Origin of the sequence: Dokdonella fugitiva (genome assembly GCF_014138265.1) — a bacterium.
Lineage (GTDB): Bacteria > Pseudomonadota > Gammaproteobacteria > Xanthomonadales > Rhodanobacteraceae > Dokdonella_A > Dokdonella_A fugitiva_A.
Genome location: NZ_JACGXL010000001.1, coordinates 154,172 through 168,420 on the forward strand (window position 1 = coordinate 154,172; position 14,249 = coordinate 168,420).

Sequence of the window (14,249 nt, forward strand, 5' to 3'; positions counted from 1 at the left end):
TCGTCAGCCCGTGTAGAGCGTTCCGGTGTTGACGACCGGCTGCGTGCCGCGTTCGCCGCACAGCACGACGAGCAGGTTGCTGACCATCGCCGCGCGGCGTTCGTTGTCGAGTTCGACGACGCCGCGCTTGCCGAGTTCGGCGAGTGCCATCTCGACCATGCTCACCGCGCCTTCGACGATGCGTCCGCGCGCGGCGACGATCGCCCCGGCCTGCTGGCGCTGCAGCATCGCCTGGGCGATCTCCTGCGCGTAGGCGAGGTGGCTGATACGCGCCTCGACGACGTCGACGCCGGCCTTGCCGAGGCGCTGGTGGATCTCGCGGCGCAGGTGCGTGTTGACCTCGTCGCCGTGGCTGCGCAGCGACGGCGCATCGCCGTCGTGCGCGTCGTAGGGGTAGCTCTGCGCCATCTGGCGCAGGGCGGATTCGCTCTGGATCTGCACGAAGTTCTCGTAGTCGTCGACGCAAAACACGGCTTCGGCGGTGTCGACGACCTGCCAGACGACGACCGCAGCGATCTCGATCGGATTGCCGTCCGCATCGTTGACCTTGAGCCGGCCCGACTCGAAGTTGCGCACGCGCAGGCTCACCGCGCGTTTGGAATAGAACGGGTTGGTCCAGCGCAGGCCTTCGTCGCGCACGGTGCCGGCGTAGTGACCGAACAGCTGCAGCACCTGGCCCTGGTTCGGCTGCACCTGGAAGAAGCCCGCGGTCGCGAACAGCAGCGCGGCCATCGCGAGCGCCGCCGGCACGATGATCGACAGCAAGGCGGACGGATGCGCGTCGATGCCGAGGACCGTCGACGCGACCGTCGACGGTATGGCGACGACGAGGAACAGCACGACCGGAATGCCGGCGAGCGAGAAAGCATTGCGTTCGTTCATGACTCGATCTCCCGATGCCTGGTCGTATGATATCAATTTAATATCACTTTGCAATATGGCCTGGAACGCCCGCTGTGCTAGGCTGTTTTTTGCGCACTTCGGGAGGGAGACGCCATGGAACGCAACGCCGGCCGCCTCGGCCTGCTGCTCGCTTTCGCCGCGGGGGCCGCGCATGCCGCGCCCGCGCATTACGTCGTGTTCACGCGCGACGCTGCCGGCGTGGTCGAGCCGGTCTTCTACGCGCAGGTCGAACTCGCCGGCAGCGGCGACGAGGCCCGCACGTTCGATGCCGCCCATGGCGAACGCGTGGCCTGGCATGCCGTGAAGGGCGGCGCGGACCTGGGCGAGCGCAGCGTCGCGATCCCGGACCTGCGCGGCGAGTTCGCGCGCGATCCGAACCGCGGCGACGGCACGATCGTTTCGACGCGCCCGCGCGCGGCCACGCGCAGTTTCGTGTTGCGCGTCCCGTTAGGGTCGGCCGACGCGGTCGAATTCGCCGGCGCGGCAGCCGTGCAGCGCTTCGACCTCGCCGCGCTCGCCGCGCGTTCGGGCGAGCTGCGGCTCGCCGCGCGCGTGCCGCAAGTACAGATCGACCGCTTGCAGGGCGGCGGCAGCCCGGCCAACCGCGTCGACATGCTCGTCGTCGGCGACGGCTACACCAACGCGCAGCATTCGCTGTTCGATGCTGACGCGGCGATCCTGCACGACGCGTTCTTCGGTCTCACGCCGTACAAGGAATACCAGAGCTTCGTGAACTGGACGACCGCGTTCATCGCCTCGAACCAGTCCGGCGCGGACCACCCTGCGTACCAGGCCGGCTGCACGCAGGCGACCTGCTGCTCCGATCCGGACGCGATCGGCGACGTGCATGCTGGCCAGTTCGTCGATACCGCGTTCGACGCGACGTTCTGCGCCTACAACATCCAGCGCCTGCTCGTCGTCGACGACGCTTCCGTGCTCGCCGCGGCCGCCGCGTATCCGGACTGGGACAAGATCGTCGTCGTCGTCAACGACGACACCTACGGCGGTTCCGGCGGCTCGCTCTCGGTCACCTCGACGCATGCGCAGGCGCCGCAGATCGTGCTGCACGAATACGGCCACAGCTTCACCGGGCTTGCCGACGAGTACAGTTCGCCGTACCCGGGTTTCCCTCCGTGCAGCGATACCGGCGGCACGCCGTGCGAACCCAACGTGACGAACCAGACCATCGCCGCGCAGGTGAAGTGGAACAGTTGGTTCACGCCCGGCAATCCGATCCCGACGCCGTCGGGAACATCGGGCGTCGGCCTGTTCCAGGGCGCGCGCTATCTCACGACGGGGATGTACCGGCCGGTCGACACGCAGTGCCTCATGCAGTTCCTCGGCGTGCCGTTCTGCCCGGTCTGCCGGCAGGAATACGTGCGCACGCTCTACCGCGGCGGCTGGGGCGCACCGGCAGCGGGCATCGACCTCGTCGAGCCCGGCAGCGAATCGCCCGCGACTGCCGTGCCCGTGCAGTACGTGCCCGGCTCGAACCAGGCGTTCGGCGTGTCGCTGCTGCTGCCGACGATCGGCGCGCTCGACGTGCACTGGTACCTCGACGGCAATCCGATCGGCGGCGCGACCTCGGCGACCTACGTGTTCAACCAGGCGGCGTCGACGCCGTCGTCGCACACGCTGCAGGTGCGCGTGAAGGACACGACCAACCTCGTCGCCGCGGCGATGGCGGGCAGCCTGCTCGATCACCAGCGCAGCTGGACGATCCAGGTCGGCGGCGACGTTATCTTCCGCAACGGCTTCGACGGCCCGTAACGATCCGCTGCCGCGCGCCGACCATCGGCGAGGCGTCGGGGCACTATCGGAAGGCGTGGATCACGCCGGCCATGTCGAGATCGCCGAAGCCGTCGTCGTGCGCGCGCCGGTACAGCGTCGCGCAGGCGCGGATCAGCGGCGCATCCGCGCCGGCGCCGTCCGCCTGCGCGAGGACGAGGTCGGCGATCGTCGCGACGTCGCGCACGGCCGCCTGCGGCGCGAACTCCGCACGTACGAGCTTGTCGAGCTTGATGCGCGAGACCTCGCTCGCCATCGGACCGGCGTCGAGGACGTCGCGCAAGAGCGCGATGTCGACGCCGCCGGAACGCGCGGCATGCACGGTTTCGGCGAGCGCGGTGACCATCGCGATGAGGTAGTGGTTGACCGCGAGCTTCATGCGCAGCGCGCCCGGCACCGCGCCGCAGCGGAACGTGCGCCGGCACAGCGGCGCGAGCAGCGGCAGCACCGCGTCGACCGCGTCGTCGCTGCCGGAAACCATGCCGATGAGTTCGCCGCGTTCGGCCTGCACGCGCGAGCCGGACACGGGCGCTTCGACGTAGCGTGCGCCGCACGCCTCGAGATCGCGCGCGAGTGCCGCCGAGTACGCCGGCGACGTGGTGCCCAGGTGCACGAGCGTGCGTCCGGCGACGCGCGCACCGAACGCGTGCGTGCGACGGCCGAGCACGGCGTCGAGGGCGGCTTCGTCGAACAGCATGAGCAAGACGGTCTGCGCATCGCGGCACAATGCATCGATCGATTCCGCGCGGTGCGCGCCGAGTCCGAGCAGCGGCGCGCAGCGCTCCGCGGTGCGGTTCCACAACCAAAGAGGACAGCCCGCGCGCAGCAGGTTCGTGGCCATCGGCAGGCCCATCGTGCCGAGGCCGACGAAGCCGACGTTCATATGACCGTCTCCGCCGCGAACGGCGCGGGCGCCCACAGACGTTCGCGCAGGAATGCGATCACGTCGGCGAATGCGCGCCGCGTCGGCGAACCGTCGACGTCGACGAGGTGCGCGGTGAACACGCTGTGCGGACCGCCGACGACCTCGGCGAAGAACGGCGGCGGGTCGCCTCGTGCGGCCGCGTCGGGCAGCACGCGCGCGACGAAGCGCGGGCCGAGCGCGGATGCGTAGGCGGCGAACCGCTCGGCGCGGCAACGCCGATCGCCTTCGAAGCGGTAGGCGAGGACCTCGAGGTTCTCGCGCTCGAGCCGTGCACGGACGTCGCGCAGTTCCTCGGCGTCGCTCTCGATCGCCGCGGGGTCGTCGAGCGGCAGCGAAGGCTGTGCCAACACCGGCGCGAGCACCGCCGGTTCGATCATCATCGCGAGCGCGAAGTTGCCGGTGAAGCACATGCCCACCGCGCCGACGCCGGCGCCACCGCATTCGCGGTGGGCGAAGCGTGCGAGTGCACGCAGCCATCGCGTGACCGGGCTCGAACCGCGCCCGGCGAGCGCGTGGAACTCGGCGCTGATGCACGCGCGACGCAACACGGCCAGACCGTCTTCGGCGCGCGGATAGGCGCCGTCGCGGCCGAACAGCGACGGCATGTAGACGGTGAAGCCGGCCTGGCGCACCCAGCGCGCGAAACGCGCGACGTCGGGACTGATGCCGGGCATCTCCGCCATCACGATCACGCCTGGCCCCTGGCCGGATGCGTACACACGGCGTGCGACGCCGTCGAGTTCGATCGACCGCGCGTCGAAATCGTCGAGCGGGTCGTCTTCGCGGTCGGCTGTGCTCATCGCGGGCTCCGGGACGTGAGAGGTCCATTTGAGCCGCGCGCGGCACTGCGTGGTAGTGTCGGAAAAGACATCTTCCGGGCTGATTCCGACATGAAGGATTTCGAGCTGCTGCTGCTCGACGGCACCAATCCGAGCGGCGTCTCGATGACGCGCGACATCCTCGCCGCCGCGGCGCTGCTCGCCGCGCGCAATGGCGAGGCGGCGCCGAGCTGGGGCCTGCACTCGGTCGCGGGCGGCCGCGTGGAACTGCAGGGCGGGATCGCCGCGGCGACGACGCGGCTGCCGGCGCGGCGCAAGCCCGCGCGCTCGGTGCTGCTCGTGCCGGGCATCTGGGTCGCGGACGCGCGCGAGCTGCGTACACGCCTCGACGCCGACGACTGCCGCCAGGCGGTCCGCCACATCGCCGCGCACGTCGCCGGCGGCGGGCAGGTGGCCGCGTCGTGTTCGGCCGTGTTCCTGTTGCAGGCGGCCGGCGTACTCGCGGGCCGCCACGCGACGACGACGTGGTGGCTCGCGCCCGAGCTCGCGCGGATCGCCGCGGACGTGCGCGTGGAGGCGAATCGCATCCTCTGCATCGACGGCCCCGTGCTCACGGCCGGCGCCGCGTTCGCGCAGTCGGATCTCGTGCTGCACCTGTTGCGCGCGCGCTTCGGCGCACGCATCGCCGACGGCGTGTCGCGCGTGCTGTTGCTGCACGAACGCGGGCAGCAGGCGCAGTTCGTCGTGCCGGCGATGCTCGCGAGCGGCGACGCACTGGTCGCGCGGCTGACCCGGCGCGTCGAGACCGCGTTGCCGGACGTGCCGTCGGTGGCCGAACTCGCGGGCGAGCTGTGCGTGTCCGAGCGCACGCTCGGGCGGCGCGTGCGCCATGCGACGGGCATGGGCACGATCGCGCTGATCCGCAGCATCCGCCTGCACCGCGCGCGCAGCCTGCTGCAGAACAGCCGTCTCAGCATCGAGCGCGTCGCTGCGGCGGTCGGCTACCAGGACGCGACCGCGCTGCGTCGCCTCATGCGCAAGGCCGCGGGCACGACGCCGGCGGGAATGCGCGCGACGGTCGCGGTCGCGGCGCCGCGGCGGCGCGAGCGCGGGCGTGCGTAGCTACGGTGTCGTCGACTGCGCCTCGCGCAGTTCGATGCGGCCGAGAAGGTCGAGGCCGGCGTAGAAGCGCCACGGGTCGCCGTCGCCGATGCCGAGCGCGATGTGGCCCGCGTCGAAGCCGGGCAGCGCCGCGTCGAAGCTCTGCCAGCGACCGTCGACCCACGCCTGCGCCCAGGCGTGCGGCACGAAGACCTGGTCCTTGCCGGCGAAGCCGGGTGCGTAGGCGAGGCCGTCGACGACGCGCGTCGCGATGCCGAGCGCGCGGCCGAGCGCGGCGACGAGCAGCGCATGCTCGGTGCAATCGCCCTCGGGCTTGCGCGCGACCTCGAGTGCGGACGCGTAGCCGACGTCGAGCGTCTTGCTGCGGATGTAGCCGCGCACGAACGTTTCGACGCGGCGCATGCGCTCGAGCGGCGTCGCGGCGTCGCCGGCGGCCTGTTTGGCGAGGCGGACGATCTCCGGCGCCTCGCTCTGCAGCCAGTCGTTCGGCTTGTAGTCGGATGGATCGGGCTTCTCGCCCTTGCGCACGCGCGCATCGCGATGGATCGTGACGACGCGCTCGCCGCCACGCGCGACGACGCTCTGTTCGTCCGTGTCGGGCAGCGCGAGCGCCGATTCGTTGCGTGGCGACGCCAGCGTGTAGCGCATCGTGCCGGCGAGCTCTTCGATGCGCAGCGCGCGCGGCGACGGCATCAGCGTGCGCGAGAACACGTCGCTGCCCTGGTTCGGCGCGGTCGCGCAGGCGCGGTCGCAGGCGAGCAGGACGAGGTCGACGCCCATCATCGGCAGGGTGAGCTTGTGCACGGTCTGGTCGGCGTCGATCCATGCGCGCGTCTTCATCGGCGCTCCCGGGAACGCGAGTACCTGGTCGACCGGATGCAGGTCGAGTGCGCCGCCGGGCAGGTCGACGCGCTCGGGTGCGGCGACGGTGCTGGTGATCTCGGCTGCATCGAGGCTCGACGGCTGGAACGCGAGCGCACGGTAGCGCGTGCCCACGGCGAGCCCGGCACGCACGCCGGCGAGGCGCAGGCCCTCCGGCAGCAGCGCGTGTGCGGGCCAAGGCATCTTGCGGTGCTGCGTCGCGCCGCCGGTGGTCGTGTCGAGGTCGATCGAACCGTCGCGCACGCGCCCGTCGATGCGCGTTTCGCTGCCGGACAGGCGCGACGTGCTCGCGAACGCGAGCGGCGCGCCGTCGACCGTCTCGGTCGCGCTCTCGCTGCTGCCGAGCGCGACCTTGACACCGGCGCGCTCGAGTTCGATCTCGAGCGTCTGCGTCGTGTGCACCTCGCGCCCGCGCACCTCGCGTTTCGCTTCGAACGAACCGATCTTGCGGCCGTCGAGCAGCACGGTGAACCACTGGTCCTCGGGTGGTGCGGCGCTCGCGGCGAGCGGCAGCGCGGCGATGAACAGGGCGAGCAAGGGCGGCAGCGAGCGACGCATCGGCGAATCCGGCAGGGGCAGGCGCCTAGTGTGCCCGAACCGGGCGCGCCGCATCGGGCGCACGGCGACGGATCCGCGCACGCGCGACGCCGGGATGGACTTGTGCGGCCCTTTCCCTAGAATCTGCGCGCCCGCCGTCGCGAACCTCCGCATGAAGCCCTTCGGTACACCGTACACCGACACTGCCATCCGCGTTCTCCTGCTCGGCTCGGGCGAACTCGGCAAGGAAGTCGCGATCGAACTGCAGCGTTTCGCGGTCGAGGTGATCGCGGTCGACCGCTACGCGAACGCACCCGCGATGCAGGTCGCGCACCGCTCGCACGTGATCGACATGCTCGACGGCGCCGAGCTGCGCCGCGTGATCGAACTCGAACGGCCCGACCTCGTCGTGCCCGAGATCGAGGCGATCCACACGCCGACCCTGGTCGAACTGGAACAGGCTGGGCTGCGCGTGATCCCGACCGCGCGCGCGGCATGGCTGACCATGGACCGCGAAGGCATCCGCCGCCTCGCCGCCGAGGAACTCGGCCTGCCGACGTCGCGCTACCGCTTCGTCGACACGCTCGAGGAATATCGAGCCGCAGTCGCGGCGATCGGCCTGCCGTTCGTGATCAAGCCGGTCATGAGCAGTTCGGGCAAGGGACAGAGCACGGTACGCGGCGAGGCCGAGGTCGACGCCGCGTGGGACTACGCGCAGTCGGGCGGTCGCGCCGGCAAGGGACGCTGCATCGTCGAAGGCTTCGTCGATTTCGACTACGAGATCACCCAGCTCACCGTGCGCCATGCGGGCGGAACGAGTTTCTGCGCGCCGATCGGCCATCGCCAGGAGCACGGCGACTATCGCGAGTCGTGGCAACCGCAGCCGATGAGCACGAAGGCGCTCGTCGAGGCGCAGCGGCAGGCTGCCGCGATCACGGGCGCGCTCGGCGGTTACGGCGTGTTCGGCGTCGAGTTCTTCGTCAAGGGCGACGACGTGATCTTCTCCGAGGTCAGTCCACGGCCGCACGACACCGGGCTCGTCACCCTCATTTCACAGGACCTGTCCGAATTCGCGCTGCACGCGCGCGCGATCCTCGGCCTGCCGGTGCCTGCGATCCGCCAACTCGGGCCGTCGGCCTCGTGCGCGGTGCTGTGCAGCGGCGACGGCGACCGGCCGCGCTACCACGGCGTCGCCGAGGCGCTCGCCGAGTCCGACACGATGCTGCGCCTGTTCGGCAAGCCACAGGTGCGCGGCCAGCGACGCATGGCGGTCACGCTCGCGCGCGACGTCGACGTCGATGCCGCCGTCGCCAAGGCCGTGCGTGCCGCTTCGCACCTGCATGTCGAACCCTGAATCTGACTCCCGCCCGCGGGCAGAGCCGCGCGGCGGCGAGTCCCGCCATCATCCGGACCGCCCATGACCGACCCGAAGAACTACGCGGTATTCCTCTACCCGCAGGCGATCGAAGCGCTCGGCGAGCCGATCAAGCCGTACTTGCGCGATGCCCCCGGTGGCGCGCACATCGTCTGCAGCGAGATCGACGCCTCGGGCGCGCTGTTCGAGATGACGCTCGCCGGCAAGGGGCCGAACGGCGAATCGCTCGAACTCGAGATCATGGTGCCGTCGTCGATGGTCAAGCTCGTCATGTCGATGCACGGCGAGCACGAGATCGGCTTCGTCTGAAGCGGGTGGCGGCTGCGCCTCAGAGATCGGTCCAGATTCCTTCGCGCAGCACTTCGAGCGGGCGGTAACGCGCCTTGTAGTGCATCTTCGGATGGTCTTCGATCCAGAAGCCGAGGTAGACGTGCGGCAACCCTTGTTCGCGCGCCATCTCGAGCTGGGTGAGGATCGCGAACGTACCGAGGCTGCGTGACTCGCACTCCGGATCGAAGAACGTGTAGACCGCGGAAAGGCCGGCAGCGCAGAAGTCGGTGACCGCGATGCCGACGAGACGTTCACGTTCGCGCAGTTCGATGAAGCGGGTAGGGCTCCAAGCGGTGTAGAGGAAGCGCGCGAAGTCCTCCGGGCGCGCGTCGTCCATCCCGCCGTCGGGATGGCGCGCGCGCAGGTAGCGCCGATACAGCGTGAAGTATTCGTCGGTGTAGTTGGCCGGCATCACGCGCACGGCGAGGTCCGCATTGCGTGCGAGGCAACGCCGCTGCGACCGGTCCGCGCGGAAGCGCTCGACCGGCACGCGGCAGGCGACGCAGGCGCGGCAGCCGTTGCACTGCGGGTGGTAGACGTGCCCCCCCGCGCGGCGATAGCCGCGCTGCACCGCGATGTCGTAGATCTGCGGCAGCTGCGGCGCGCTCGGGTCGATGACGATGTTCTGCGCGGTGCGCGAGGCGAAATAGCCGCACGGGTGCGGCAGGGTCTGGAACAGGCGGACGACGTCCGAACGCATGGGCTCATTCTAGCCCGTTCGGGGCGGCGTGCCTGTTGCGGCGCGAGCGCGCCGGCCGGTCGCCCCGCCGTTGGGGAATGGCGGGGCGCACCGCCCGCCGCCGGGCCCGGCAGCGATCAGTGGCGCAGCACGCTCAGCGCGATCAGCACCGACACGCCGGCGATCAGCGCGAGCACGACGAGCTTGATGCGCAGCGAGGCGCGATTGTGCTGGGTCGGGCTGCCGACACCGCGGGCCGCGGCGAGTTCGTCGGCGAAGCGCGTCGCCGGTTCGAGCCCGGCGTCGCGCAGCACCTTGCGCGCGAGCGTCTGGTCTTCCGAACGCACGACCGACACCTGCGGCCAGTTGTCGCGGTCGGCCTTGGCGGTGTAGCTGAAGCGCTTCCAGTCCGCGCCCTGGTAGGCGCGACGGTTCGCGATCGTCGTCTTGATGCCGTGCTCGGCCATCAGCGCGACGACGCGCTCGATGTTTTCCATCCGCGGTGACGTGTAGATCTGGCGCATGGTCCGATTCTAGTGGGTTCGGGAAAGCCGGCGTGAATGGCGGGGCCGGTCAACCCTCGCTGCGCATGCGCACGAGGCCTTCCTGCGCGGTCGAGGCGACGAGCCGGCCGTCCTCGCTGTAGATCATGCCGCGCGCGAGGCCGCGCCCGCCCTGAGCGGTCGGGCTGTCGCACGAGTAGAGCAGCCATTCGTCGGCGCGGAACGGGCGGTGGAACCACATCGCGTGGTCGAGGCTCGCGACCTGCACGTTGCGCTGCAGGAACGAGATGCCGTGCGGGAACATCGTCGTGCCGATCAGGTGGAAGTCCGACGAATACGCGAGCAGCGCGCGATGCAGCGGCGGGCTCGCCTCGGGCACGCGCCCGGTCAGGCGGAACCAGACCTGCTGGAACGGCGGGCGCTTCGGCGGGTTGAGCTCGTCGCGCGGATAGACGTGGCGGAATTCGTACGGGCCGGAGCGGCCGAACCAGCGCTGCAGCTTCGGCGGCAGCTTGGCGAGTTCCTCCGGTGGCAGCGGTTCGACCGGTTCGAGGTCGTCCGGCTTGGGCACGGCCGGCATCGGCAGCTGGTGCTCGACGCCGTATTCCTCGGTCTGGAACGAAGCCGAGAAGTTGAAGATCGGCTGGCCGTGCTGGATCGCGGTCACGCGGCGCACCGAGAAGCTGCCGCCGTCGCGCGTGCGCTCGACGTTGTAGACGATCGGGTGCTCGATGTCCCCCGCGCGCAGGAAGTACGCGTGCAGCGAATGCGCGTTGCGGTCGGCGTCGACGGTCTGCTGCGCGGCGGAGAGCGCCTGCCCGAGCACCTGGCCGCCGAACACGTAGCGCGTGCCGATGTCGCGGCTTTCGCCGCGGAACAGGTTGTCCTCGAGGCGCTCGAGCTGGAGCAGGGAGAGCAGTTCTTCGACGGCGGACGTCATACGTTCCGGAGCGACGGCAGGGCGGCGAAGTATAGGTCAGGGTACGGTGGGGGTGGCGTTCAACCGTTCGAGGCCGCTCGACGGCACGATCTCGTTCCACGGGAACAGCGGCCCCGGGTCCTGGCGCCGGCGCAGCAGGACCGAGGGGTCGTCCTTGGCAGGTTCCAGGCGGCGGTCGAGATCCTCGTGGCCGGCGATCCAGCGCAGGTTCGCGTGGTCGTTGCGCAGCTGCGCGAGCAGGGTGCGCAGCGAGGCGATCTGTTCGGCCGTGTACGGCACCGTGAACGCCTGGTGGCGGCTGTCGCCCCAGTCGGGATAGCGGCCGATGTTGACGAGCTCGATGCCGATCGAGCGCGGGTTGTAGCCGTAGGTGTGGTTGGCGACGCGCGTGTCGGCGACGAAGCGGTACACCTTGCCGGCGAGGTCGATGTAGTAGTGGCCGCTGTTGCCGGTCTGCGTGCCGGCGTAGTGGATGCGCTCGCCGAACTCGCGCGCCATCGCCATGTCGGGCAGTTCGGTGCAGTGGATCACCACGAGGTCGATCGCCGACGACGGCCGTGCGGCGAGGCGCTCCTCGTACGGCAGCGGCCAGTCTTCGATCGCGAGCGGCGGCGTGGACAGGACAGGAGGCATCGCGCTGGAACCGGCGGCGGGAAGGGCGCAATGCTAGCATCGCGCCCCCCGCCGTTCCGGCGTATCGCGGCGAACGTCCATGCCAGGCACGGTCATCCTCTCGCACGGCCTCGAAAGCGGCCCCCAGGCGACCAAGGTCAGCGCGCTCGCGACCGTGTGCGACGCGCTCGGCTGGGCGAGCGTGCGGCCCGACTATCGCGACCTCGACGCGAGCCGCGATCCGCGCGCGATCGACGCGCGCATCGCGCGTGGCCTCGAGCAGGCGCCGGGCGAGGGTCGTGTCGTGTTCGCGGGTTCGAGCATGGGTGCGTTCACCTCGGGCCTGGCGTCGCTGCGGCGCGCGAGCGCCGGGCTGTTCCTGCTCGCGCTGCCGACCGCGATCCCCGGTTACGAGCACGCGTTCGACGCGGCCGACGTGCCGACCGCGCTCGTGCACGGCTGGCACGACGAGATCTGCCCGGTCGGCGCGGTGATCGACTTCGCCCGCGCGCGCAGCGCGACGCTGCACCTCGTGCGCGACGACCATCGCCTCGGCGCGCACGTCGACTGGTGTGCCGCGGTGTTCCGCGATTTCCTGGTCGGCCTCGGCTGATGGCGACGCTGTTCGCGACCTGCCCGAAGGGGCTCGAATACCTGCTGCGCGACGAACTGCGCGCACTCGGCGCGGACGACGCGCGCGAGGCGCTCGCGGGCGTGCATTTTTCCGGCCCGCTCGAGCTCGCCTACCGCGCCTGCCTGTGGTCGCGCCTCGCCAGTCGCGTGCTGCTGCAACTCGCGGAATTCGACGCACCGGACGCCGACGCGTTGTACGCCGGCGCGCAGGCGATCGACTGGTCGCGGCATCTCGCACCGGGCGGTACGTTCGCGATCGACGCGGTCGGCGGCGGCGGCGCGCTGCGCCATACGCAGTTCATCGCGCTGCGCACAAAGGATGCGATCGTCGACCAGTTCCGCGAACGCAGCGGCGAGCGCCCCGACGTCGACGTCGAGCGCCCGTCGATCCGCATCAACGTGCGCGTGCACAAGGGCCGCGCGAGCGTCGCGCTCGATCTCGCCGGCCAGCCGCTGCACCGGCGCGGCTGGCGCCAGGGTACGGGCGAGGCGCCGCTCAAGGAAAACCTCGCCTGCGCGATGCTCATGCGCGCAGGCTGGCCGGCGATCGCCGCCGACGGCGGCGCGCTCGTCGACCCGATGTGCGGCGCGGGCACCTTGCTCGTCGAAGGCGCGCTGATGGCCGCCGACGTCGCGCCGGGCCTGCGTCGCGACTACTGGGGATTCCTCGGCTGGCGTGGCCACGACGCGCCGGCGTGGCAGGCGTTGCTCGACGAGGCGCAGGTGCGCGCGACCACCGGCCTGCGCGCGCTGCAGCCGGTGTATTTCGGCTACGACCACGACGCCGACGTGCTGCAGGAAGCCAAGCGCAATGCGCAGGCGGCCGGCGTCGCCGGTTTCATCCATCTCGCGCGGCAGTCGGCCGAGCACCTGCGTCGCCCTGCCGGCGTCGAGCGCCCGGGCCTGGTGATCTCCAATCCGCCGTACGGCGAACGCCTCGGCGAGCGGGCCGCCCTCGGCACCGTGTATCGCGCCTTCGGCGCGCGCCTGCGCGAGGAGTTCATCGGCTGGCGCGCTGCGGTGATCGTCGCCGACGACGAGCTCGGCCATGCGCTCGGCCTGCGTGCGGACAAGCGCTACGTGCTCTACAACGGCGCACTCGAGTGCCGCCTGCTCACGTTCGATCTTGCCGAAGCGGCGCCGCGCGAACGCGTGGAGCGGCCGCTGTCGGAGGGCGCGCAGGCGGTCGCGAACCGCATCGGCAAGAACGTGCGCCACCTGCGCAAGCGGCTCGAGCGCGAAGGCGTTTCGTGCTGGCGCGCGTACGACGCCGACATCCCCGAGTACGCGGCCGCGATCGACGTCTACCGCGCGATCGGAGCCGACGACGAACGCACGCGCGGCGAGCCGTTCCCGCAGACGTGGTTGCACGTGCAGGAATACGCACCGCCGCGCGACATTCCCGAGCACGTCGCGCGCGATCGACTGCGCGACCTCGTGCACGCGGCGGGACATGCGCTCGAGGTGCCGCGCGAACGCATCGCGCTGAAGACGCGCTACAAGGCGAAGGGCGGCTCCAAGTACGGCCGCTTCGACCAGCGCGGCGAGTTCCTCGTGGTGGAGGAGGGGGGCCTGAAGTTCCGCGTGAACCTGTTCGACTACCTCGACACCGGGCTGTTCCTCGACCACCGGCCGATGCGCCTGCGCCTGCGCGAACTCGCGCGCGGGCGGCATGTGCTCAACCTGTTCTGCTACACGGCGACGGCGAGCGTGCACGCGGCCGCCGGCGGCGCGGCGTCGACGACGAGCGTCGACCTGTCGGCGACGTACCTCGAATGGGCCGCGCGCAATTTCACGCTGAACGGGCACACGGGATCGCGCCACCAGCTCGTGCAGGCGGACGTGCTCGCCTGGCTGCGCCACGACCGCGGCCGCTACGACCTCGTGTTCGTCGATCCGCCGACGTTCTCCAATTCCAAGCGCGCCGACGATTTCGACGTGCAGCGCGACCACGCCGAACTGCTGCGCCTCGTCGGCGAGCGGCTCGCGCCGGACGGGCTTATCGTGTTCTCGAACAACCTGCGCCGCTTCACCCTCGATGCGTCGCTCGCGGAGCGGTTCGAGGTGCGCGACATCACGCCGTCGACGATCCCGTTCGACTTCACCCGCAACGCGCGGATCCACGTTTGTTACGAACTGCGACAGCGCTCCGCGCGGCCAGCGAATTCTTAACGCGGGGTGGAGTAATTTCAGGACCGATTCAGGGGGTGGGCCGCAGCATGCGTCCCATACCTGAGGAGG

At 70.7% G+C, this 14,249-nt stretch carries 14 protein-coding genes; 6 read left to right on the plus strand and 8 right to left on the minus strand.

The window, feature by feature from the left end; all coding sequences use genetic code 11:
* Positions 1-3 precede the first annotated feature (3 nt).
* The gene (locus tag FHW12_RS00715; protein WP_182529072.1) at positions 4-882 is read right to left on the minus strand and encodes an SPFH domain-containing protein; all 879 of its coding nucleotides are present in this window, start codon (positions 880-882) and stop codon (positions 4-6) included.
* Positions 883-996: 114 nt separating this feature from the next.
* Here FHW12_RS00715 and FHW12_RS00720 point away from each other — a divergent pair, with 114 nt between their 5' ends.
* Positions 997-2,673, plus strand: coding sequence for a M64 family metallopeptidase (locus FHW12_RS00720; RefSeq protein WP_182529073.1), 1,677 nt, complete (start codon positions 997-999; stop codon positions 2,671-2,673).
* 43 nt (positions 2,674-2,716) lie between these two features.
* Here FHW12_RS00720 and FHW12_RS00725 read toward each other — a convergent pair whose 3' ends face one another.
* Together FHW12_RS00725 and FHW12_RS00730 are read right to left on the minus strand one after the other, a co-directional pair.
* A complete protein-coding gene (locus FHW12_RS00725) occupies positions 2,717-3,574 on the minus strand; it encodes an NAD(P)-dependent oxidoreductase (RefSeq protein WP_182529074.1) in 858 nt (285 codons plus the stop codon).
* Positions 3,571-4,416 carry a dienelactone hydrolase family protein gene (locus tag FHW12_RS00730; protein WP_182529075.1) on the minus strand — a complete coding sequence of 282 codons (846 nt, stop codon included), beginning with the start codon at positions 4,414-4,416 and terminating at the stop codon, positions 3,571-3,573. The genes FHW12_RS00725 and FHW12_RS00730 overlap by 4 nt, the downstream gene beginning before the upstream one ends.
* 90 nt (positions 4,417-4,506) lie before the next feature.
* Here FHW12_RS00730 and FHW12_RS00735 point away from each other — a divergent pair, with 90 nt between their 5' ends.
* Positions 4,507-5,517, plus strand: coding sequence for a GlxA family transcriptional regulator (locus tag FHW12_RS00735; protein ID WP_182529076.1), 1,011 nt, complete (start codon positions 4,507-4,509; stop codon positions 5,515-5,517).
* Here the strand turns inward: FHW12_RS00735 and FHW12_RS00740 are convergent, their stop codons facing one another.
* Positions 5,518-6,957 (minus strand): transglutaminase-like domain-containing protein, encoded by a 1,440-nt coding sequence (locus FHW12_RS00740; RefSeq protein WP_182529077.1) that lies wholly within the window; start codon positions 6,955-6,957, stop codon positions 5,518-5,520. It lies immediately after the preceding gene.
* A 151-nt stretch (positions 6,958-7,108) separates the two neighbouring features.
* Between FHW12_RS00740 and purT the strand changes: the two genes are divergently transcribed.
* Both purT and FHW12_RS00750 read left to right on the plus strand, forming a co-directional pair.
* Positions 7,109-8,290 (plus strand): formate-dependent phosphoribosylglycinamide formyltransferase, encoded by a 1,182-nt coding sequence (gene purT / locus FHW12_RS00745; RefSeq protein ID WP_182529078.1) that lies wholly within the window; start codon positions 7,109-7,111, stop codon positions 8,288-8,290.
* Positions 8,291-8,353: 63 nt separating this feature from the next.
* The gene (locus FHW12_RS00750; protein WP_182529079.1) at positions 8,354-8,620 is read left to right on the plus strand and encodes a hypothetical protein; all 267 of its coding nucleotides are present in this window, start codon (positions 8,354-8,356) and stop codon (positions 8,618-8,620) included.
* A 19-nt stretch (positions 8,621-8,639) separates the two neighbouring features.
* On the opposite strand, the gene FHW12_RS00755 is transcribed toward FHW12_RS00750, so the two are convergent.
* From FHW12_RS00755 to FHW12_RS00770, 4 genes are all read right to left on the minus strand, one after another.
* Positions 8,640-9,341, minus strand: coding sequence for an arginyltransferase (locus FHW12_RS00755; protein WP_182529080.1), 702 nt, complete (start codon positions 9,339-9,341; stop codon positions 8,640-8,642).
* 116 nt (positions 9,342-9,457) lie between these two features.
* A complete protein-coding gene (locus FHW12_RS00760; RefSeq protein WP_182529081.1) occupies positions 9,458-9,844 on the minus strand; it encodes a hypothetical protein in 387 nt (128 codons plus the stop codon).
* Between the two features lie 49 nt (positions 9,845-9,893).
* Positions 9,894-10,763 (minus strand): acyl-CoA thioesterase II, encoded by an 870-nt coding sequence (gene tesB, locus FHW12_RS00765; protein ID WP_182529082.1) that lies wholly within the window; start codon positions 10,761-10,763, stop codon positions 9,894-9,896.
* A gap of 36 nt (positions 10,764-10,799) precedes the next feature.
* Positions 10,800-11,396 (minus strand): N-acetylmuramoyl-L-alanine amidase, encoded by a 597-nt coding sequence (locus FHW12_RS00770; RefSeq protein WP_182529083.1) that lies wholly within the window; start codon positions 11,394-11,396, stop codon positions 10,800-10,802.
* A gap of 79 nt (positions 11,397-11,475) precedes the next feature.
* Here FHW12_RS00770 and FHW12_RS00775 point away from each other — a divergent pair, with 79 nt between their 5' ends.
* Both FHW12_RS00775 and rlmKL read left to right on the plus strand, forming a co-directional pair.
* Positions 11,476-11,988 carry a hypothetical protein gene (locus FHW12_RS00775; protein ID WP_182529084.1) on the plus strand — a complete coding sequence of 171 codons (513 nt, stop codon included), beginning with the start codon at positions 11,476-11,478 and terminating at the stop codon, positions 11,986-11,988.
* Positions 11,988-14,180 (plus strand): bifunctional 23S rRNA (guanine(2069)-N(7))-methyltransferase RlmK/23S rRNA (guanine(2445)-N(2))-methyltransferase RlmL, encoded by a 2,193-nt coding sequence (rlmKL, locus tag FHW12_RS00780; RefSeq protein WP_182529085.1) that lies wholly within the window; start codon positions 11,988-11,990, stop codon positions 14,178-14,180. Before FHW12_RS00775 ends, rlmKL begins: the two co-directional genes overlap by 1 nt.
* Positions 14,181-14,249 lie beyond the last annotated feature (69 nt).